The organism is Bradyrhizobium sp. AZCC 2230, from assembly GCF_036924495.1.
GTDB lineage: Bacteria > Pseudomonadota > Alphaproteobacteria > Rhizobiales > Xanthobacteraceae > Bradyrhizobium > Bradyrhizobium rifense.
This window is the reverse complement of sequence record NZ_JAZHRS010000001.1, coordinates 1-19,977: the sequence shown is the minus strand read 5'-3', so window position 1 is coordinate 19,977 and position 19,977 is coordinate 1. Positions and strand designations below refer to the sequence as shown.

At 60.5% G+C, this 19,977-nt stretch carries 19 protein-coding genes; 1 reads left to right on the top strand and 18 read right to left on the bottom strand.

Annotated elements, in window-relative coordinates:
• Positions 1-263: 263 nt before the first annotated feature.
• From V1280_RS00095 to V1280_RS00045, 11 genes are all read right to left on the bottom strand, one after another.
• A complete protein-coding gene (locus V1280_RS00095; protein ID WP_334517894.1) occupies positions 264-1,016 on the bottom strand; it encodes an ABC transporter ATP-binding protein in 753 nt (250 codons plus the stop codon).
• Entirely contained in the window at positions 1,010-2,077 is a 1,068-nt protein-coding gene (locus tag V1280_RS00090; protein ID WP_334517892.1) for a FecCD family ABC transporter permease, read from the bottom strand. Before V1280_RS00090 ends, V1280_RS00095 begins: the two co-directional genes overlap by 7 nt.
• Complete coding sequence (locus V1280_RS00085; protein ID WP_334517890.1) at positions 2,077-3,246, bottom strand: ABC transporter substrate-binding protein; 1,170 nt, start codon at positions 3,244-3,246, stop codon at positions 2,077-2,079. Before V1280_RS00085 ends, V1280_RS00090 begins: the two co-directional genes overlap by 1 nt.
• Positions 3,243-4,466 carry an MFS transporter gene (locus V1280_RS00080; RefSeq protein ID WP_334517888.1) on the bottom strand — a complete coding sequence of 408 codons (1,224 nt, stop codon included), beginning with the start codon at positions 4,464-4,466 and terminating at the stop codon, positions 3,243-3,245. Before V1280_RS00080 ends, V1280_RS00085 begins: the two co-directional genes overlap by 4 nt.
• Positions 4,463-6,340, bottom strand: coding sequence for an IucA/IucC family protein (locus tag V1280_RS00075; RefSeq protein ID WP_334517887.1), 1,878 nt, complete (start codon positions 6,338-6,340; stop codon positions 4,463-4,465). Before V1280_RS00075 ends, V1280_RS00080 begins: the two co-directional genes overlap by 4 nt.
• 17 nt (positions 6,341-6,357) lie before the next feature.
• On the bottom strand, positions 6,358-7,497 hold the full coding sequence (locus V1280_RS00070; RefSeq protein ID WP_334517885.1) for an NAD/NADP octopine/nopaline dehydrogenase family protein: 1,140 nt from the start codon (positions 7,495-7,497) through the stop codon (positions 6,358-6,360).
• Complete coding sequence (locus V1280_RS00065) at positions 7,494-8,504, bottom strand: PLP-dependent cysteine synthase family protein (RefSeq protein ID WP_334517883.1); 1,011 nt, start codon at positions 8,502-8,504, stop codon at positions 7,494-7,496. The genes V1280_RS00070 and V1280_RS00065 overlap by 4 nt, the downstream gene beginning before the upstream one ends.
• On the bottom strand, positions 8,486-9,877 hold the full coding sequence (locus V1280_RS00060; protein ID WP_334517881.1) for a Y4yA family PLP-dependent enzyme: 1,392 nt from the start codon (positions 9,875-9,877) through the stop codon (positions 8,486-8,488). The genes V1280_RS00065 and V1280_RS00060 overlap by 19 nt, the downstream gene beginning before the upstream one ends.
• Complete coding sequence (locus V1280_RS00055; protein ID WP_334538081.1) at positions 9,874-10,305, bottom strand: hypothetical protein; 432 nt, start codon at positions 10,303-10,305, stop codon at positions 9,874-9,876. Before V1280_RS00055 ends, V1280_RS00060 begins: the two co-directional genes overlap by 4 nt.
• Positions 10,306-10,374: 69 nt before the next feature.
• Complete coding sequence (locus V1280_RS00050) at positions 10,375-12,651, bottom strand: TonB-dependent receptor (RefSeq protein ID WP_442895214.1); 2,277 nt, start codon at positions 12,649-12,651, stop codon at positions 10,375-10,377.
• Positions 12,652-13,314: 663 nt separating this feature from the next.
• Complete coding sequence (locus V1280_RS00045) at positions 13,315-13,638, bottom strand: hypothetical protein (protein WP_334517878.1); 324 nt, start codon at positions 13,636-13,638, stop codon at positions 13,315-13,317.
• A 472-nt stretch (positions 13,639-14,110) separates the two neighbouring features.
• On the opposite strand from V1280_RS00045, the gene V1280_RS00040 reads away from it, so the two are divergent.
• A complete protein-coding gene (locus V1280_RS00040; protein WP_334517876.1) occupies positions 14,111-14,836 on the top strand; it encodes a phosphoribosyltransferase in 726 nt (241 codons plus the stop codon).
• Positions 14,837-14,935: 99 nt separating this feature from the next.
• Here V1280_RS00040 and V1280_RS00035 read toward each other — a convergent pair whose 3' ends face one another.
• The 7 genes from V1280_RS00035 to V1280_RS00005 form a co-directional block, all read right to left on the bottom strand.
• The gene (locus V1280_RS00035; RefSeq protein ID WP_334517874.1) at positions 14,936-15,586 is read right to left on the bottom strand and encodes an urea amidolyase associated protein UAAP2; all 651 of its coding nucleotides are present in this window, start codon (positions 15,584-15,586) and stop codon (positions 14,936-14,938) included.
• A gap of 10 nt (positions 15,587-15,596) precedes the next feature.
• A complete protein-coding gene (locus V1280_RS00030) occupies positions 15,597-16,415 on the bottom strand; it encodes an urea amidolyase associated protein UAAP1 (RefSeq protein ID WP_334517872.1) in 819 nt (272 codons plus the stop codon).
• Positions 16,416-16,455: 40 nt separating this feature from the next.
• The gene (locus V1280_RS00025; protein WP_334517871.1) at positions 16,456-17,058 is read right to left on the bottom strand and encodes an urea carboxylase-associated family protein; all 603 of its coding nucleotides are present in this window, start codon (positions 17,056-17,058) and stop codon (positions 16,456-16,458) included.
• A 25-nt stretch (positions 17,059-17,083) separates the two neighbouring features.
• The gene (locus tag V1280_RS00020; RefSeq protein WP_334517869.1) at positions 17,084-17,866 is read right to left on the bottom strand and encodes an amino acid ABC transporter ATP-binding protein; all 783 of its coding nucleotides are present in this window, start codon (positions 17,864-17,866) and stop codon (positions 17,084-17,086) included.
• 8 nt (positions 17,867-17,874) lie between these two features.
• Positions 17,875-18,531 (bottom strand): amino acid ABC transporter permease, encoded by a 657-nt coding sequence (locus V1280_RS00015; protein ID WP_334517867.1) that lies wholly within the window; start codon positions 18,529-18,531, stop codon positions 17,875-17,877.
• A complete protein-coding gene (locus V1280_RS00010; RefSeq protein ID WP_334517865.1) occupies positions 18,528-19,175 on the bottom strand; it encodes an amino acid ABC transporter permease in 648 nt (215 codons plus the stop codon). The genes V1280_RS00015 and V1280_RS00010 overlap by 4 nt, the downstream gene beginning before the upstream one ends.
• A 28-nt stretch (positions 19,176-19,203) precedes the next feature.
• Positions 19,204-19,977 (bottom strand): transporter substrate-binding domain-containing protein (locus tag V1280_RS00005; RefSeq protein WP_334517863.1); only part of this gene is annotated, 774 nt, incomplete at its 5' end.

The following is a 19,977-nucleotide window of genomic DNA, read 5'->3' as shown; positions in this document are numbered from 1 at the left end:
AAAGGCTTGCTTACGCTGGCTGTCACAAGATTATTCCTGATCTCCCGGTGCACACGTCGTGCACACGCAACCCTCTAACCGATTGAAACGCCAGAACTCTCGCTCCAATCCATCATGAGCCAGTTTGAACTAGCTTGAGCCAACTAGAGGCGGTCCGAGCAAACTTCGAACCAAGTGTCAGCCGACCTCCAAGCACCTTTCGTTACCTTTGCATCAAGTTGTCCTTTACGACGGACTTCTGGCCAGCCCTGAAGCGTGCGGTCTCAGATCGCGTCGTCGACGATCAAATGCGGCTTGCCCTGCGAACAGAATTCGACACGGGCCCCAATGCGAAAGGTTGCGGCAAGGTTTTCCGGCGTCAAGACGCCGGCCGCCGTGCCGAAATCGTGCAACGTTCCATCAAAGAGGATAGCGACCTTGTCGGCGAATTTCAGTGCCACGTTGAGATCGTGCAGCGCGATCAGCACGAGCATACCGTCGTCATGCGCAAGGCTGCGCACCTGCCGCATCGCTTCCAACTGACGGTGCATGTCCAGCGCGCTGGTCGGCTCGTCCAAGAGCAGCACCTGCGGTCCGCGCACGAGACATTGGGCCAGCCCGACGAGCTGGCGCTGTCCGCCGCTCAGCTCGGAGAGGATTTCATTGGCAAGCTCGCCGATATCGAGTGCTGCCAGCGCTTGACCCACCGCCACCAGATCAGACCTCTCCAGACGCCAGCAGCTGACCTGCTTGCGCGCAAGAAGGACGGATTCGAAGACGGTCAGCACTGCGCTCGCCGATTGATCCTGAGGCATGTAGGCGACGGCGCGATCTGCATCGCGCACACCTTCCAACCGGCACTCGCCGGGCCCGGGAAGAATGGCTGCCAGGCGCCGGAACAGCGTCGACTTGCCTGCAGCATTCGGCCCAATGACGGCCACCACCTCGCCGCCATAACAGGGCGGAAGCGTCACATCACGCAGGACCTGGCGTGATCCGAAGCAGGCGCCGAGACGATGCGTGCTCAGCACTACCATATGTCTCTTCCGCCTTTCAGGATCAGATAGAGGAAGACCGGCAGTCCGATCGCCGAAGTGACGATGCCGATCGGCAGGACAGCGCCGGGAACGACGATTTTGGTCAGGATGGAGCTGACCGACATAATCAGCGCGCCAGTCAGCGCGCTGGCGGGCAGCAAGAAGCGTTGGTCTTCACCGACCATCATGCGGGCGATGTGTGGACCTACGAGGCCGATAAAACCGATTGTGCCGACGAACGCGACCGGGATTGCCGACAAGAGGGCGACAAGGATCAGGGTTTCGAGCCGCAGGCGCTGCACGGGAATGCCGAAGCTCGTTGCACGCGCCTCACCAAGACGCAAGGCCGTCAATTGCCACCGGCGGCGCAAAAAGACCGGCAACGTCAGACCCACGACGAGCGCAGTGATGGCAAGCTTTGGCCATGTTGCCTTGGTGAGGCTGCCCATGGTCCAGAAGACGATGGCCCCGACCGCCTGTTCGGCCGCGAAATATTGGATGATCGCGAGCGCCGTATTGAAACTGAAGACCAGCGCTATGCCCAAAAGCACGATCATCTGGATCGAGGCTCCACGCCGAAGGCTTGCCAAATGGATCAGGAAGGCGGTTGCCATGGCCACGACGAATGCATTGGCCGCGACGATGTAATCGTTTGCCATCGGAATCAGCGCGACGCCGAAGGCTAGCGCCAGGGCCGCGCCGAAGCTTGCACCAGCGGAAATGCCCAGTGTGAACGGGCTCGCCAGCGGATTGTTCAGGATGGTCTGCATCTGGGCACCGCCGATGGCAAGTGCCATACCGACCACGACGCCCATAAGAGCCGACGGCATGCGGATCGACCAAACAATGACGCGCGTCTGCGCATCCGCCTCCGCTGGCAGAACGAGCGCGCGCACAACGTCCCCAAGCCCATAGCTTGCCGGTCCGGTCGAAAGGTCGCCGACCAATGCGATGCAACCCCCAACCACCAGCATCAGCAGAACGATCCGCCGTCTGGCGCTGAGCGCTTGATAGGCATCGCGTCCGACTAAGGGCAGTGTTTCAGTGTCGTCATTCGTCATCACGGGCTGTCCGAAAGGCTGACGCTGTAGCCGGGGCGGTAGCCTATGGGCAGGAAGCGGCGATGGTACTCGGCAAAGGTTGCATTGGGGTCCAGATCGACGAATAGGTCGGGGTGGAACCACTTCGCGAATTGTTGAATGGCGACGAATTCGTATGGGCTGTTGTAGAACTGGTGCCAAATGCCGTGAAAGTTCAGCGTCTTCTTTGCCGCGATACCGGTATAGGCCTCGCGAGTAGCGAACCATTCGAGCTTTTTGCGCGTCACCTGGGGGTCTGCCCCTGGTCCAAGCGGAATCCAGTGGCCACCGGGCACGTAGGCTTTCCAATCGGCGCTGGTCACCACCACATGTTCGGGATTTGCGACGATGACCTGTTCGGGACTGATCTGCCCGAAGGTCGACGGAATGATATCGCTGCCGATGTTATGGCCACCGGCCAGTTCGACATATTTGCCGAAATTCTCCGCGCCGAAAGACAGGCAGCAATCCTGCGAGTAGCCACCGATCCGTTCGACGAACACATTGGGGCGTTTCGGTTGTTTGGCGGCGAGGATATCGGCAACCGCGGCCATGGCCTGGCGGCGGAACGCGATGATCTCCTCCGCACGCGCCTCGCGCCCCATGATCCTGCCCAAGAGCCGAATGGTCGGCTCGGTGTTTTCCAGGGGACGGTGGCGAAAATCGATATAGAGCACCGGTATGTTCAGCGCCGCGAGCTTCTCGATGTAGTTGGCGTCCTTGTTGGCCTCCATGGCTTCAAGGTTGAGCAGCACCACATCCGGCTTCTGGATGATCGCCGATTCGATGTCGATCAGGCTGTCCTCCTGACCCTTAAAGGAAGGGAGCTTCGATAGCTCGGGAAACACTTCGAGATACTGCGCGTAAGTGGCCGGATCGGCCGCGATCAGATCGGTGCGCCAGGCAACCACGTGGGCCAAGGGATTTTTGGGCTCGAGCGAGGCGATGAGATAGAGCTGCCGGCCTTCGCCCAGAAGCATGCGCTTGACGGGCGCGTTAAGCGTCACCTGACGGCCCGCGATATCACTCAAGGTAAGCGGCGCTTGTGTCTGTGTCAGACCAGGGTCGCCGGCAAATGCTGCTATTGGATGCAAACCGATCAGGACAAGAGCCCTCACCGCAGCATGCAGAAGCGATCGGTGATCCGTCATACCCAGCTTCCCTTGCGGTGCGCAATCTTGAGCCAGATGCCGAGCGCCGACAAGAATGACAGGGCGTAGAGCGTGGCAACGAGCGGGAACGCCGCTTCAAGACCAAAGAGCTGCGTGACGCCGACGCCGGCAATGATGCCGCTCGCGGAAGCGATCTGTTGGGAAGTTTGCGCGAGGCCCAGAACCGAACCTTGCCGATCATTGGCCACGGCTACCGAAATGAGCGCAAGAAGGACCGGAGTCGTCCCCCCAAGAAGCGCGCCCCAGATAAAATACAGGAGCGCGAATACGGCAACGGAGCCGCTGCTGCCCGCCAGTTGCGTAACCAAAACGCATGCGGCCGAAATGAGCACGTTGCCACCCAGCACATAGGATGGCGCTCGACTCTCGAAGAGGCGCGCCCATAGCGGCGCGGCCACGACAAAGCCGCACGCCTGCAGCCCGTAAGTGAGGCCGGCGGCCCAGTACCGGGCGCCAAATACCTCGGTCATGTACAGTGCGAAAGGAACCTGCAGAACCATGCGGCTCGCGAGCTGAATCCCCATCAAGGCTAAGAGAGCTGCGATCGGAACGCCGGTCGACGCAGTAGGTTTTGCGATCGGTGCGCTTCCGCGATTGGCGGCAACAGCTCCCAGCGCCGGTACGGGCAGGCTCGACCAGCCAACGGCGGCGCACAGCGCACAGATTACCCCGGCCGTCAGATTGACTGCGGCAAAGGGGAAGCGATCGAGAATGAGCCCGCCCAGGAAAGCGCCGGCCAGCGAGCCCAAATTGGTCGCAACCTGAAGCCAAGCGAAGAGGCTTGCGCGATCCTTACCACCGGTGATCTGCACGCCATAGGCCTGCGCTGGGGCGATAAAGCCGGCGCAGGAGCCCTGCAAGAGACGCAGCGCCATGATTGTCCAGACATCCTGCGCAATAGCCACAAGGAGTTGCGTGACCGCCAGTCCGCCGAGCGCCCGGACCATCATCAGTCGATTGCCGTAGCGATCGCCAACCCGCCCCCAGAAGGTGCTGGTCAGTGCCATGCCAATCATCGGGCCAACGTAGACACCAACACTTACGAGTCCGAAGACGCTGTCGGAAGGGCTCAGTACTTTGATTTGGATCGGCCAGAATGGGCCACTCATTTCCATCGCCCCCATGGAAATGAATTGCAGGCCGAACAGCAAAACAAAAACAGGTCCGAAGCCGCGAACCGCGGCGGAATCGTTTGTCATTCCGCTCCCGCCAGTGGATTTGGCAGCTCGTGCTCAAGGCGATAGTCGCGGTAACGCTCCAGATGCATCCGCAGCACCGAGCGGCTCGGCCAGGGTTTCTCAAGAAAGGCCTTGCGTTCCTCCAGCCAGAACGCGTCCGACAACATGCGCGGCCTGAGCGCGTCGAAAGCTGCCTCGGTCTCTTCCCGCAGGATGCGCCAAAGGCTTGTGTCCGACGGTGTATAATGTTCGTCGAGGCACAGGGCGACCTCATGAAGGTGGCAGACGAGGCAGGCGTCGATGACGAATGAGCGCACGAGACCGATATCGTCATCAAATGTGGTGGGTAGGATTCCTGTGCGCGCGAAGGGCTTGAGTTGATGCCCTCGCTCCCGCAACAGGGGCGCAAAACTGCGGCCGTCGCCGAAATCGCGGATCAGCAGTTTTCGCGGGCGGCCGATTTCGTCGAACAGGATCGTACTGTTTTGCTGATGCGCCTCGAAGGCAATTCCGTAAAGCAGGTACATCGCGAGCGTTGGCCGGAGGACAGTCGCTACATAAGCGCGGAAGAACGCAGATACCGCTGCTTCGCCTTCATCGCCGTTTCTCGCGATCAATTCGCAAATGAGCGGGCGATTATCGACCGGGCTTCCCGTCAAGAGTGACGCTACGGTGACCGGCAACAGTCCATCATTTCGCGCCAGAGCGTCTGGGTTGCGGTAGACGACCGAAAGAAAGCGGCCGGGATGCTCGTCGCCCGTTGCGGGGTGGCGCAGGATAGCACCCAGTTCCTCGGTAAAGATCTCCAATCTGTCGGAGATATCCCTCTCTTTCGACAGAATATCGGAAATCAGGGTGCTGAGACGCGGCCCCATGTGGATCGACTTGGCCTGCAGAGTGCGCTGTTCGCTGGTCATCCAGATCGCCACCGGCAGCTTGATAAAGGGCCTCGATTCCTGTGTGTCCGGCAGCATTGTGCGGAATGACATTGACGGCAGCGTCACGACCTCCGGGCCGTCCGGATCGAAAACCCCGGAAGTTATCTCGGAAGCGAATTCACGGCGCAAGAAATTTTCTAGGTGCCAGATGTGGACCGGCAGAGGCAGCCAGTCCTCAGGAGACTTTCCGCGTTTACTCAAACCTGCAGCCCAGTCTCGCCAGAGCTCCGGGAAGTTTTGTGAGAACCATTCCGAATAGCTGCCGACATGCGGCATCTTCTCCACATAGGACCATTCCCTGCGCAGCGCTGCGATTCGAACGCGCACGCGAGCACCAAACTCGGGTGATAAAGCCGCGACATCCTCGGGCGACAGGTCGGGTTTGGCCTTCCATGTCGGATAGAAGGGGTGACCTTCCAGCGCACCCCACTGATCGAGAGTCATGGCCGCCAGATGCGGCGGCAGGTTTTTTGCCAGATATGCGAGGAATCCCTGACCGCCTGCCTCGACCACTTTCCCTCGCAGCTCAGCGCTCCAGTGCTCCCGGTGACGGCGCGCCAGGATGTCGTTGCGAATACTGTCCTCGACGTCGCGTATCAGATGCTGGACGCCGTCCGACGCGGGCGAGATCATCAAGGCAGGCACGACCTCCCGGACGAGGTCGGCGGGATCATCGATCCGGTATCGAGCGCCGGTCTCGTCCAGTACTTCGACAGGACCACGATTTTGCAATGTTCCGCCAGGCGCACGACGCAGGTCGGCGAAATGCAGGACCCGGCGTGATTGCCAAAGGGGGAGCCATGCCTGGTTGCCGTCGCGCGACCACAATAATGCGTCCGGTACAAGAAGACGCTCGGCGAACAGGCAGCGGACCAACCGCGCGAGCGCATTGCATGATGCGGCCAACCAAAGCTGCGCGGCATGCTCCGGAGCTTCGGCGTCTGCTGAAGAAGACATCCTCATCCTCTTGTCCATTACGCTGCCTCCGGCCAATTGGCGGGCAAACAGGCCGGCGCACCCTCGGTGAACCCGCCGTGGTAGTTGAGCGCCCAGTCGTAGGTTTTCGTGATAGCGGGAGTTGCCACTTCAAGCCGCGCGGCCAATTCCACGAGCAGTGCTTGTCCGAAGGCTATGTCTTCGTGGAAAGCGCGACTTGCGCGATCGATGACAAGGCCCGGCCCGTCCGGATTGGGAACAAGTGGGGCATGAATGCCGGCGTAAGCACGGTTGGTTCGCAATAGCGCATACATGGTCCGGTTGTCCTCGATCTGGCTGCCATAAGCCTCGATCAATTCCTGTCGGAGCGGCTTCACCGAACTCAGATCAATGCCCAGGCGCAACTCGACCGCATGGCGAATTGCCTGGTTTTCCGCATCGCACGCCTCTAGCAATTCGGCGCCAGCGCGCGGGCAATCACTCCACCAGCAAAGGGGACGGTCAAAGGGCTTGCTTTCCCAGGGGGCGCCGGGGCCGACCAACGCATAGAGCACGGCGGGATGCATGAGCGCGTTGCCCGGCGTCAGCGTGATTTCCAGATAGTCCTGCAACAAGGTGACGGAGGCTTCATAAAGGCGGCGCAACATCGCCTGGAGCCTGGTGCCGCTCGCAGCGCTCTCGCGGCGATGAAGCGCTACAAAGAGCTGAGATTTGGCCCCTCCCATGCGCACCTGCTCACCCGGCACCAGGTCGAACGCCGTATGGGGCACGTCCTTCATGCCCCAGATCACCACATTATCTGCGCTCGAAAGGGATTTGGCTGCCAGCCAGTTGAAGCCACAAAAGCCAGGAATAGCACCGACGTAGACGCGCTTGTCCCGGGGGAGATGCCGCGCGAAAGCGTGGAGAAGCGCAGGCCGCGCGTGGGCCGGCTGCGTTACGATCACCATGTCCGTGTTGATGAGCGCCTCGCGCGGATCGGTGCCGACATAGTCTGGCCGCCCGCTCAAGACGTTGCCGTCCGGTGTGTGGGCCCGCCAAACACCGTCTCCGTTCGTCCACCGGCCGGCAACGGCTGCCGCTCCCGTCAGCACCGAAACGGTGATGCCTGGATGCTGCTTGAAGAGCACGGCATTCAGATGCCCGGTGCGCCCTGCGCCGCAGATCGTCACCTTCATGCTGCGCGCGCCCTACCCGGTAACCAGGCGTCGAGCTGTGCGGCGATTGTCGAATCCAGCAAATCGCGATTGGCCATCCATTCATCGTCGAAGACCGAACCGAGATATTTCTCGCCACCGTCGGCAACGGGCGTGACCACCGTGCCGGACAGCTTGCCGGCCGCAATGAATTCCAGCGCCTTGTAGATCGTGCCGCCGGTCGAGCCTCCGATCAAAAGCCCGTAGCGCCGCGCGATGAAACGTGCTGTTTCGAAGGCTTGGGTGTCGGTAACCTGTACCCCTTCATCGATGCATCCGTAGTCGAGCACCTTGCCGACGTCGTCGCCCGCGGGCGTTCCCGTGCCCGACTGGTAGTAGGGATGGCCGGGCTTGCCGAACACGATCGAGCCGGCCGGTTCCACAGCGATCGTCCGGACAGCAGGATTAACCCGCTTCAGACGCTGGGCGATACCCGTCATTGACCCGCCAGTGCCGACACAGCCGACAAAGGCGTCGACGCCTTCTGGAAGCTGTGCAAGGAGCTCGTCAACGAAACCGGCGTAGCCATCCGGGTTTGCCGGATTGTCGGACTGGTTCATGAACAACGCATCAGGAAGCTGAGCACCGAGTTGGGCGGCCAGCCGTTGGCGCTCCACCACCGCGACCTCGTCCTCCCGATAGTCGCCTTCGACATAACGAATTTCCGCGCCCAAGGCACGCATCGTACGGATCTTGTCAGGCGCGGCGTGATGATCGACAACGGCGATGAAGCGCAGGCCCATTTCCAGGGCGGCTATCGCCAGTCCAATCCCGGTGTTCCCGGACGACGATTCGACGATCGTGCCGCCCGGTGCGAGCCGCCCATCGTGAAGCGCGGCAAGCACCATGCTTCGCGCCATGCGGTCCTTCATGGAGCCGCCCGGATTGTTCTTTTCAAGCTTCAGCACGAGCGTCGCATCGCTGTTGGGTACGGCAATTGGCATCACCGGCGTCTGGCCGATCAACTGGCTTACGGTCGTGCAGAGCATTGTGCCTCTCCTATCGTGTCGGGAACGAGCGTTGGTTGGCCTTTTGTATCCTGAACCACGCAAAGGCGGCTCGGCATCGGATGGCGATGGAATTCGTTTTCAAGGAGGTCCATCTGGTAACCGCCGGTGTTGGCGTAAACCAGAAGATCTCCCGATCGCGGAGCGATGGGAAAGGTGAGCCATCGATTGCTTAGGACGTCCTCGTCCAGGCAGCTATGGCCCGCCAGATAACCTCGGATAGATTTTGTCGCGACCGACGACGATGTGGCCGGCACCAGGATGGGATCGACGAGGTATTCGGAGCCAAACCAGGTTTCGCAAGCGCTGAAGCTGCTGCCTTCGACGAAGATGACATGGGCATCCGGGCCAACCGCTTTCACACGCAACACCCGGAAGACGGAAATCGCGGCCTGATCGGCCAGTGCTCGCCCGGGCTCCATCCCCAGCACCAGCCCCTCATGGACAAGATAGTTCGCGAGGCTGCGGCCATCGGCCATCGGTGCGCGCAGCAGGCAGCGTAGCCACTCGGCCGCGGAAAGCCCTCCCCCGTAAGGATAGAACGAAGCCGGCACCTTCCCGGTGCGGTAGTCCTCGGGCATCTGTGCATCAAGGTGCGCCTGATACGCGCGCTGATCAACATATTGGATCGGCAGCCCGCCCCCAATATCGATCATGCGCGGCGTAAAACCTCGCGCGCGGGCTTCATTGATCAGGCCGGCGGCTTCTCTAATCGCTTGCGCCCGAGATTCCCAACTATAGCCACTCAGATGGAAGTGCAGCCCGTCAAAGCGCAACCTGTTTTCGCCAGCAATGCGCGACAGGCAATGCTGGGTGGAAGCCGCGGTCATGCCGAAGCGACTTCGCTCCTGATTGACGGGACGCAAACGCAGCAGCACCGGCTGAACCGGGCCGTCTGCGGGAAGCTGGCGGATCAGATCCTCGAGTTCTTCTGGCGAATCCACCGATATCAGAGCGTTGCAGTCGACGAGCTCTTTGTGGAACGCCGCCGTCTTCGCCGGGCCGGTCGCCACAAGTTGTGAGCCGTCGGCACCGAGCTGTCTGGCATCTCGCAACTCATATTGGCTTGAGACGTCAACGCCCGCCCCTGCACGCAGAGCTGCGGCCAACAGGGCGGGAGATTTGTTGACTTTCGCTCCGTAATAGATCGCGCTTGCGACACTGCTTTCTCGCAAAACGCCTCTGAGTGTGGCGAGATTCGTCTGCAACTCATCGGGCCAGATCAGATTGACAGGGGACCCATGTCGGGCGACCCAATTGATCAGCACCGGGCCGTTGCCCGCCAACAGCTCCACCGTGTTTGGCCGCAGAATCGGTGAGAGCTCCACGCCGGGTTTGTGGCAATGCGCGGTCACAACCGCGCCCCTTTGACATAGCCCGCAGCACGTTCTGTCGGAGCAAGAAGGTGCAAGCTCTCTAGTGGCAGGTTGCAGTTGGGCAGGCCTTGATCGAAAATATGCCGCGTCGTCTTGCAGGGAAATTTTCGGCCACTGCGCGCCATCGCGAGGATGCCCGCAGGCGTGATCGTCTCATCCGGGCGCCAACTCTCCACCCGCACTGCGGTGTAGTCCGGGAGAATCACCGACATCAGCGGCAATTGCAGGCGGTGTGCGATTGCCAGCCGGTGATGACCGTCCATCACGCAGAGGACATCCTTCTCCGCCGTGATCGGAACAATCCAGCAGCCCGCGCAGAGGATTTGCGCCTGCACCTCTGCCATCCTGTCGGGATCGATCTCTTCTGTCGGGATCAAGCATTTTGGCGAAAGGAGGCATACTTGCATATCGACCAGCCTGATTCTTGTCAGCAGCATCCGTTCATGAACCGCCTTACCAAGCGGTAAGAGCAGCGATTACATGTCGACGGTCATCGACAGGAGATACGTGCGCGGTGCTCCCAGGAAGAACGTTCCGAATGAAGCCACGCTGGACCAGTACTGCGTACCGGTCACATTCTGGATGTTCGCGCGGAAAACCGTCTTCCTGCCGTTAATCGCCGTCGTGTAGCGGGCACCGAGATCGAGCCGCGTCCAATCCGGGATCGTCTGCTTGTTCGCGCTATCGACGAACTGCTTGCCCGTGTAGATGACTGCCCCATTCAAAGTGAGCCCTCTCATCCACGGAAGATCCCACTCGGCTCCAATATTGGCCTGTACGTTCGGAACGCCGATTGGCGTGTTGCCGATATTTACCGCAACCGCGGTCTTCGTCAGGGTGCCATCCAGCAGCGAAAGGCCTCCCAGGAGACGAACATCGGGCATGAGCTCGCCGTAGACGTTGAACTCGAGCCCACGAACTTGCTGTTCCGCGGTCGCCGCGAAGCGCCCGGCCGATAACTCGCCGCTCGCCTTCGATATCTGGAATGCGCTGAAGGTGGTTGCGATCCTACCGAAATCTACCTTGATGCCGGCCTCATATTGCCTGGCGATGTAGGGCGCGAGCACTTCGCCGAAATTGGAAGCGGTCTGCGGTGCAACATCACCCCGGCTGAGACCTTCGATGTAGTTCGCGTACAGAGAGACTTTGTTCAGGGGCCGGACGACGAGGCCGACCACAGGGGTGGTCGCGCTCATGTCGTAGGACGACGTCAGCGTTCCGACATTGGAGAGATAGTTGTTCGCCTCGATGCCCTGGCGCCGGACACCCAAAGTCAACAGGGCACGCTCATCGAGCACGGATAAGGTATCGGCAATCGAGAGCCCCGTGAGTTCACTGTCCGAAAGCCGCGGGCGCCCGTCGATCTCGTTCGCGAACTGAGTTGGCGCCACGGTCGGATTATAGATGTTCGACGCGACCAGACTGCCATTGGTCAGGCGCCGGTATAGTGCATCATGATAAACTGAGGCCTGGAAGGCGACGGAATGGTGGACGACGCCGGTATCGAAACGGGCGCGAACGCCGCCATCATATGTGGTTCGATCGATGCTAAGTCCGAAGAACTGGGGCGTCGAGGTCGTGTCGCCGCTCGTGTTGCCGATAGTCGGTAGACCGAAGAATCGTTCGACGTTGGTTCGCGATCCCCCGACGTCGGCGAACAGCATAACCTGATCGCTTACATCATATTCGGTGCGCAGCAAGGCAGATTGATCGTTGATGCGCGACCATTCCCAGGGTTGCGTCACGTTCAATCGACCGTCCGGCGCATTCGGCACCTGTACATCGGAGGCCATGAGGAAGGAACGCGAGGGAGCATCGAACCGATCGGTCTGGGCGACGAGATAAAGCCAAGACCTGAACCGCTCGCCCTGATAGTCGAGCGCCAGCGATCCGACACCCGTCGTTTCGGACTGGCGGTCAATGGGCGTATCGCCGCCGCGCAGGCTGCCACTGGCGCGCACGCCCCATTCCTTGCTGTCACCGTAGCGCCGTGCAACATCCCAGTGGCCGCCGAACAGTGCTGCCGAGCCGTAACCAGCGGTGAAACGGATCAAGTCCTCTGTAGCGCGCTTTGGCACAACGTTGATAACGCCGCCGACGCCACCATTGGGTGCGATGCCTGACAACGCAGCCGAGGGGCCCTTGAGCACTTCGATGCGCTCGACGTAATCCGTGAAGATGCGGTAAGTCGGCGCGATCCCGTAAAGACCCTCAAAGGCGATCTCACCACTGTTGCCCTCGTTGATTGGGAAGCCGCGAATGTTGAAGGAGTCCAGCACGCCGCCCGTTGGATGAGAACTTCGCACGGAAGGATCGAGGATCAAGGCGTCCGCAGCCGTCGCCGCCTGCTGATCCCTGATGAACTTGTCCGTGTAGCTCGTCAGGTTGAACGGTGACTTCATTGTGTCGGTGTTTCCGAGCAACCCGAGCCGCCCGCCTCGCGCGACCTGATCGCCTGCGAAGGTGGCCACGACCTGCGGCGGCTTCGATTGCACCGCGACCGTTTCGGGTTGCGGAGCATGAGGCGTAGAGGTGCGGCGTGACGCAGACCGGACCCGGACGGCACTTCGTGTCGCCGGTGCGCGGCGGACCGACCGTTGCGTCGGGGCATCGACGGTAATGGGCGGGAGCGAGTTGACGTCTTGCGTTGTTTGGGACCGAGCGGGCGATTCCAACCACCCAAGCAACGCCACTCCACTTAGCAATTTCGCACCAAAGCGAGCTGCCGCCCCAGCCTCACCTACACGCCGCATTTCCAGAAAGTTCCCCATCAACAACACGTCGTCCACGTGCAATAGCTCCACGTTTGGGCCGCAACGACCATGGATCGAAGATCCTCTCTCCGCGTCCGAGTTCGGTCGAAGTTTAACTTTCGTGAATCAATTCCTCCGCGAGACTCGCGCTCGCGACTGGTTGCTTTCGTCACTATCGGCAACTTCGGATTGATCTCGATCTGCATCGCTTCTTTAGAGAGACGCTATCGCGACCGCAACGCAAATGCGTGCGCCGCGAATTAGAATGCCTCGATCATCGACGACTTGAGTCAGCCGGCACCGCGTTTGGAAACCCTCCAAAGGTGCTTGGAAATTTCAAAATCAGCGCTGTGGAAATTTGAAAGTCAACGAGAGCACTCTGATCAGCGGCTATGCTTTTCCTAGACGCGGCAACGCTCCGGACCTCGTCATGGACTGATAGTTGCGCGTCACCATTTCGTTCCTGTCGCTCTCATTGCGACGACGTGCCGCAGCACAAGACGTGCAAATCAACGGGAGCCTGATGAGCTCTCGCGGTGGTTCAACGGGCCGACTTCGTGGTGAAGGCCATCATCGTCGCCTTATGCATCGCTGCTGACTTGGATAACTTTATCGCCCAGGCTTTGGAAAATGATGGTTCTCAAACAAACGGCGAACTAGGCGCTACGCACGCCGCAGCGAGGCGTTCGAAAGGCACTGGATGACTGGAGGATGATGCGCGCCCCTGTGACCACCGCCATCAACCTCGCTGAATCGCTTCATCGGCATCTCAAGATCGCGGACGACGAACCCCGCCGTGGTAGCAACCGGTGCTGAAGCGCGGCTTCCACACTCAGGGCAGAGATCACTTCTTTCATTAACAACACAACGTCGATCCGCTTCGATGGCCGTGACATTCTTGCCGCCATCGAACGCCTTTGCCGATACAACGGAGGTCGAGACATCCAATACGTTCAGCTGACACTGGGGCTGCATGTCGATGTGCATAAGTCGCGCAAGTACCCGACCCAAACGTCCGCATCACTCTGAAACGCAACCGCCCACGCTTGCTGACAACAGATTTTTCTTGATCTCCTGGTGCACGAGTCGTGCACACGCGGTCTTCTAACCTACTGACAATATTGAACTCTCGCTCCAATCCATCATGGGCAAGTTTGAGCTAGCTCTAGCAAATCATGTCCAATCTGCTACGGGTGAGCGCCTACACGCTGCGGCTCTGCAACCGTACTTGGTGAGCGCTCGACTGACCGGGAAGCATTCGGAAGCTTACTCCAGCCAACAGGGTCTAACGAGATCCTGTCGATGGCGTTTCTGCCGCTATCAGGAGCACACGACTACCAATCGAAGAAAGCGTTGAAGACAGTAATGAGGATTTGCAGTTCCGGCCGCTTCGCGCCGATATACGTCGCGTGCGTTGGGATGCAACGACTCTAACCATAGCCCAGGTGGTTCCAGCACGATGACCGCGAATGAAGCTTACACCGAGCCTACAACCGGCTATTGGCAGGAACTGACGCCGGAGATCCCCACCCGGCTCTCGGCGACGCCGCCCTACCGCTTCGGCTATCCGATCCGTCTACCCTGCGGCCGCACTCTCGCCCTGCCGCTGCGCCGATTACCCGATGGCAATCACGCCGTCGCGTCCCTCATTGCCAACCAAGCCTCGAGCAGCGTTGTTGCGGCGCTAGCAGACCATATGGCCACGCAGGCGCGCTCACTCGATGCCGAGATCATTGTCGGACTGCCAACCCTCGGCCTTGCCTTTGCGTCGCTGGTGGCCGAACGGCTCGGACAGTCGCGCTATGTCCCCCTCGGGTATTCGCGCAAATTCTGGTATGACGATGCGCTGTCCGAGCCGGTCACCTCGATTACGAGTCCGGCGGCGGGCAAGCAATTGTGTCTGGATCCGAACTTGGTGCCCCTGATCGAAGGCCGACGGGTGGTGCTGGTTGACGATGCGATATCAACCGGTGCGACCGCGGTTGCTTCTGTGCGTCTTTTGCAAAAGATCGACGTCGAAGTTGCCGGCATGATCGTCGCCATGAAGCAAACCAATCGGTGGGAGGCGCCGATCGCGGCGCTGTGCCCGCCACTTGCAGTCCGTGCGGTTTATGGGTGCCCACTGTTCATTCGCGGCGACGCCGGCTGGATGCCCGTTACGGAGACGCAGCCCACCATTCCCTGAACGATCCAGTCAAGTGATCGTCGACACGGGCTTAGGTGTCTCATGTCCATCAAACCGAGAGGTCTTGAAACGGAGGCTCCGCGGCGCGGCGATATCTCGTCAGAACCTATCCTCGTCCCAGATGATCACCCTGATCGGAGTCGGACTGAATCCGTTGCATGGATTGTTGACCTGGGGGCAGTTGGAGATGACGAAGATCACGTCGAGCTCCATCGTGACCTCGACATGGTTTCCGGGTGCCGAGATGCCATCGACGACGGTGAATTTGCCATCGGGATTGATCGGCACGTTCATGAAGAAGTTCAGGTTGGCGACGATGTCGCGTTTGGTCATGCCGTATTTTGACAGTTCCAGGATGAAATTCTCGCGGCAGGCGTGCTGGTATTTGGTCTCCTCGCCGAAACGTACCGCGTTACTTTCGCAGGAGCAGCATCCGGCCGAACTGTCGTGACGTCCGCAGGTATCTGCCGTGATCCGCGCCATCACGCGGCCATGGTTGGAGATCAGTCGCGTGCCAAGCTCGACATAGGCAGAGCCCTGGGTACGCAGCGTGTCCTGCGTGCTGTAGCGTTCCGCGGTATCCTCGGCGCAGTACAGCAGGGCGTCCACCGCCTGCTGGCCCTCGCTGTCGACGATACGCAAGGTCTGCCCGCGCTTGACCACGCGCGACCAGGGCCGTTCCGCGGCGATATCGCTGACATAGATCGCCGTGGAGACATCCCGCGGTAAGCTGGAAACGTCGGCAGTCATCGGAGTCTCCTCAGGTGTATAGCCGGTCGGTGAATTCGAAAGCCCGCATGGCTTCGGGCGAACCGGTACGGCAGGGATCATCCGCTCCGGCAGGCCGCAGGCGATGGCGAACCAGCGTCACCGGCCGCGATACCGACGGCCGCGCAAGATCGAGCGGATGCGCGCAATTCGACAGCACCAGAACTGCATTCATCTCCGCGCGCAAATCGACGAAATCTCCCGGCCGCTTCCGCTGCTGGTTCCAGACGAAGCGGCCGCTATCGTCGAGTGAAACCGGCGCGAAGAACGTCACGCAGGGCGGAATGTCCCGTACGCTCAGCCCGATCTTGGCGGCACCGGCGATGAAATTCTCCTGGGTGTTGCGGGAGGCCTCGCCGTAAGCGGCAAGCGTTGTTGCCGGCGTCGAACCGCCAACCATGATGTCGTGCGCGCCGCTAGTATCCTCGATCAGCGAGACCAGAACCCGCCCCATATCGGTGAGGATCACTCTCCCCTTCGACACGGCGGTGCTCCATTGCACCTTGACGGTATCAGCACAATTGATCCGCTCGGACGAGTCTTCCTGACGCCAGCCGATCATGGAAACGCTGGAGAGGCCGGACAAATCGACGATCCGCAGCGCTTCGCCGCGCCGCAGTCGGACGATCGCGTACCAATCGGCAGCGACCTCTTCACGGCTGATGATGGCGTCGGGATCGATGGGCGCGCCATCCAGCGCGGTCGCCACGGGAAGCGCTTTGGGTGTCGTTTCCTGTCCGGCGGCACGAAGCTCTTCGTAGCGACGCCGATTGACTTCCGCGGCCTCTCGCTTTTTCTCTGCGGCGATCATTCGCTTGCTCCCAACTCAAAATGGTTGGCCGGCTGATGCGTCAGCCGATCCAGAAATGCGCCTCGACGGGATTTCCCGCCTTGCCATTGATCGGAAGAATATCCTGCGGGCAGGCCGAAAATGCGATCACCAGATCCATCTCGGCACGCAGCCGGACATATCCGCCGGGCACCGGCCGCGGCGGCGCCGCGAAATCCAGCGTACCATCGGTGGACCATGGAATGTTCATGAACAGATTGAGCGGGCTCGGCACCTCCGGCGGCACGAGCCCTAGTTCCTTCATTCCGGAAAATAAATTGTCGGTGCAGTTGTCGTGGTAGCCCTCGACGCCGAGAAATGCGTAGCGATGTTTGTCGCATGCCGCGATCAGCGTGTCGTGAATGCCGCCCGATGTGTCCTCGACCAGCGTCATGATTGGACGGCGGTGGTTGGTTCGCAGCACATCTCCGGGCCTTGGAATCAGATGAAGGCTGTGGGCACGGGTGTGTTCATTCGACATAAACTCGCTGAGATCTGCGCGGTTGAACGCCCAGGTGTCGACGACCTGTTCGCCATGCGTATTGATGACGGTGACTGTCTGGCCGGCCGCAACCAGCGCCGCCTTGCCGCGGCGGGCCGGGATTTCTACCCGTGATTCATTCATCGCTGCCGAACTCCCTGTCCGATCGTCACTGCCGCCGGGCGGCGTCGCCGGCGTAACGTTGCACGAACTGCCGTGCCCGTTCGGTTTCCGGGTTTGAAAAGAAGCGATCCGGCGGGCCGGTCTCGATGACATGGCCCCGGTCGAGAAACAGAATGCGCGTTGCGGCTTCGCGCGCGAACGCCATTTCGTGCGTTACGATCACCATGGTCCGGCCCTCGCGTGCCAGGTCGCGCATCACCAGGAGCACTTCGCCGACCAGTTCGGGATCCAGCGCACTGGTCGGCTCGTCGAACAGCAGCAAGTCCGGCCGCATCGCCAGCGCCCGGGCGATGCCGACGCGCTGCTTTTGTCCGCCGGACAATTTTGCCGGAAAGGCGCTCTGCTTCTCAAGAAGTCCGACCTTTGCGAGCAGCGCGAGTGCCTCGTCGCGCACTTCCGCCTTCGGCCGGTGCTGCACCTGGACCGGCGCTTCCATCAGGTTTTGCAGGACGGTCAGGTGCGGCCACAATGCGAAATGCTGGAACACCATGCCGATACGGGTTCTGATCTGCGACAGCTCACGATCGCCCATCACGACGCCGGCCCCGCTGACGCCGACCTGCGCGCCATTCAGGTAAATCTGCCCGGCATTGGGTCGCTCGAGCCAGTTGATGCAGCGGAGCAGCGTCGACTTGCCGGAACCCGAGGGACCGAGCACGCACACCGTTTCGCCCTTGTCGACCTTGAAACTGACATCGGACAACACCTCGGTGTCGCCGAAGGACTTCGACACACCGGCGACGTCCAAAACCTTGCTCGCGTCCGACATGGCCTCCCCTAGCGCCGCACATCTGCGGCACGACCAATTCCACCGACTCCGGCCTCGATCAGCAGGCAGAGACCCCAATAGAGAAACACGGCGGTGATAAAGGCCGCAAACGGAACATAGTGACGTGACTGGATCGAACTCGCGGCATGGGTGAGTTCCGGCAGCGCGATGATGGTCAGGAAGGCGCTGTCCTTGATGATCTGGATGACCTGGTTGCCGATCACAGGCCCGGCGGCGAGAAGCAAGGGCGGCAGAATGATGCGGCGGAACAGCTTGATATCGGAGAAGCCAAAGGCAATGCCGGCCTCGACCGGCTCCCGCGGTTGTGCCATCCAGGCGCCGCGCAGAATTTCGGCCATATAGGCTGCGTTGTAGATCGTAAGAGCCACCAGGCCCGAAGTCCAGTTGTCCAGCCGGACGCCGAAGGACGGAAAGCCGTAATAAACGATATAGGCGAACAGCAGGAACGGCACGCACCGCATACTGTCGACGAAGCACCTCGCGGCCCAAGCCACCGGCCGATATTTTGACATCAGCGCTGGCGTCAGCGCGAACCCGAGCAGGAGCGCGGCAACGCCCGCCAGCACTGACAGGATTGTGGTGTTGGCGAGCCCGCTGAGCAACAGGCCACGTTCGGTCCAAACGATGCCGAAATCGTGGATCATGCCGCCGCCTCGGCGGCCACCTGGCGGCGCTCGATCCAGCGCTGCAGATAGACCAGCACAAATACGATCGGCGCGTAGAGCGCGACCGCCACCAAAAACGGAGGCAGAGGTTCGTAAGTCTCCGCCCCGATCCGCACCGCAGCCCGTGTGATATCGACGACACCGACCACCGCAAGGACCGGCGTCACCTTGATCAGGAGTGACATTTCATTGACAAGCCCCGGCAGACTGACCCTGACGATCTGCGGCAGCACAATGCGGCGAAACCTCAAAGCCGCCCCCATCCCGACTGATTGTGCCGCCTCGTATTGATCTCTGGGAAAGTTCGCCAATGATGCGCGCCACACCTCGCAATTGAAGGCGGAGGTATTCATGACGAGCGCGAGAATCGCCGCCGAGATCGGATCGATGGGAATTCCGATATTCGGCAACGCGAAAAACAACAGGAGCAATAACGTGACCAGCGGCGTCGCGCGCAGGCAACTGACATAGACGGTAACCACCCTGGCCACGACCGGGACATTGGCCCAGCGTATCAATGCCAGGCCGAGCCCGATCGGCAGGCCGATCAGGATGCCGATCACGGACAGTGTCACTGTCGTGACAGCACCCTGAAGAATGGCCAAGACGTCGCCCGCGGTCATGGCGGATCGCTTTCGTGCGCTCCAACCCTTAGAACTCAGGCTCGAACTTCACGGGAAGGTTGGGAAAGGATTCGCCAAACCACTTCCTCTGCAGTTCGGCGAACCTGCCGTTTTCCTTTTCCTTGGCGATGAAGCCGTTCAGGAATTCCACAAGCTCGGCATTGTCCTTGGCGACGGCCCAGGCCGGGAACGACGGTCCGGATACGGCCTGCCCGACCTCGAATACGGCCGGCTTTTCGGCCACCAGCGTCTTGATATTGATGATGGTGTTGACGACGTAGTCGACCCGGCCGAGTGCAAGATCCTGATAGGCTTCCGGATAAGAGGTGTATTCGACGATCTTGCCGAGCTTGCCGCCCTCCTTCTCCAGCATGCCATTGAGTTCGGTAAGCCGTGCGAGCAGTGCGCTGCCGGCCTGGACGCCAACTATCTTGCCGTTGAGGTCCTTGATCGCTGAGATGCTCTTGTCGTCCTTGCGCTTGACATAATAATGCGTGGCATCGGCGATCGGGCTGGTGAAATCGAGCGACTTCTTGCGCTCCTTGGTGATGATCGCCGCGGTAATGGCGACGTCGTACTTGCCGGTGCTGACGCCGGCCAGAATTCCAGTCCAGGGCAGGATTTGCTGCTTGATCTCGAACGGCGCGTATTTCTTCAGATCCTCGATTAGTTCATTGTCGAAGCCGGTCGGCTTTCCGTCCTTGATGAACTCGAATGGACGAAAGTCGTCTTCGGTGGCAACAATCAGGCCGCGCTTCTTGATCTCGTCCATGCTCCCGGCCTGGACTTTTCCCGCCAGCAT

Coding starts and splice junctions, on each gene's coding strand:
- V1280_RS00095 (WP_334517894.1), bottom strand. CDS start 1,016: ATGGTAGTGCTGAGCACGCATCGTCTCGGCGCCTGCTTCGGATCACGC.
- V1280_RS00090 (WP_334517892.1), bottom strand. CDS start 2,077: ATGACGAATGACGACACTGAAACACTGCCCTTAGTCGGACGCGATGCC.
- V1280_RS00085 (WP_334517890.1), bottom strand. CDS start 3,246: ATGACGGATCACCGATCGCTTCTGCATGCTGCGGTGAGGGCTCTTGTC.
- V1280_RS00080 (WP_334517888.1), bottom strand. CDS start 4,466: ATGACAAACGATTCCGCCGCGGTTCGCGGCTTCGGACCTGTTTTTGTT.
- V1280_RS00075 (WP_334517887.1), bottom strand. CDS start 6,340: ATGTCTTCTTCAGCAGACGCCGAAGCTCCGGAGCATGCCGCGCAGCTT.
- V1280_RS00070 (WP_334517885.1), bottom strand. CDS start 7,497: ATGAAGGTGACGATCTGCGGCGCAGGGCGCACCGGGCATCTGAATGCC.
- V1280_RS00065 (WP_334517883.1), bottom strand. CDS start 8,504: ATGCTCTGCACGACCGTAAGCCAGTTGATCGGCCAGACGCCGGTGATG.
- V1280_RS00055 (WP_334538081.1), bottom strand. CDS start 10,305: ATGCAAGTATGCCTCCTTTCGCCAAAATGCTTGATCCCGACAGAAGAG.
- V1280_RS00050 (WP_442895214.1), bottom strand. CDS start 12,651: ATGCGGCGTGTAGGTGAGGCTGGGGCGGCAGCTCGCTTTGGTGCGAAA.
- V1280_RS00045 (WP_334517878.1), bottom strand. CDS start 13,638: ATGCACATCGACATGCAGCCCCAGTGTCAGCTGAACGTATTGGATGTC.
- V1280_RS00040 (WP_334517876.1), top strand. CDS start 14,111: ATGACCGCGAATGAAGCTTACACCGAGCCTACAACCGGCTATTGGCAG.
- V1280_RS00035 (WP_334517874.1), bottom strand. CDS start 15,586: ATGACTGCCGACGTTTCCAGCTTACCGCGGGATGTCTCCACGGCGATC.
- V1280_RS00030 (WP_334517872.1), bottom strand. CDS start 16,415: ATGATCGCCGCAGAGAAAAAGCGAGAGGCCGCGGAAGTCAATCGGCGT.
- V1280_RS00025 (WP_334517871.1), bottom strand. CDS start 17,058: ATGAATGAATCACGGGTAGAAATCCCGGCCCGCCGCGGCAAGGCGGCG.
- V1280_RS00020 (WP_334517869.1), bottom strand. CDS start 17,866: ATGTCGGACGCGAGCAAGGTTTTGGACGTCGCCGGTGTGTCGAAGTCC.
- V1280_RS00015 (WP_334517867.1), bottom strand. CDS start 18,531: ATGATCCACGATTTCGGCATCGTTTGGACCGAACGTGGCCTGTTGCTC.
- V1280_RS00010 (WP_334517865.1), bottom strand. CDS start 19,175: ATGACCGCGGGCGACGTCTTGGCCATTCTTCAGGGTGCTGTCACGACA.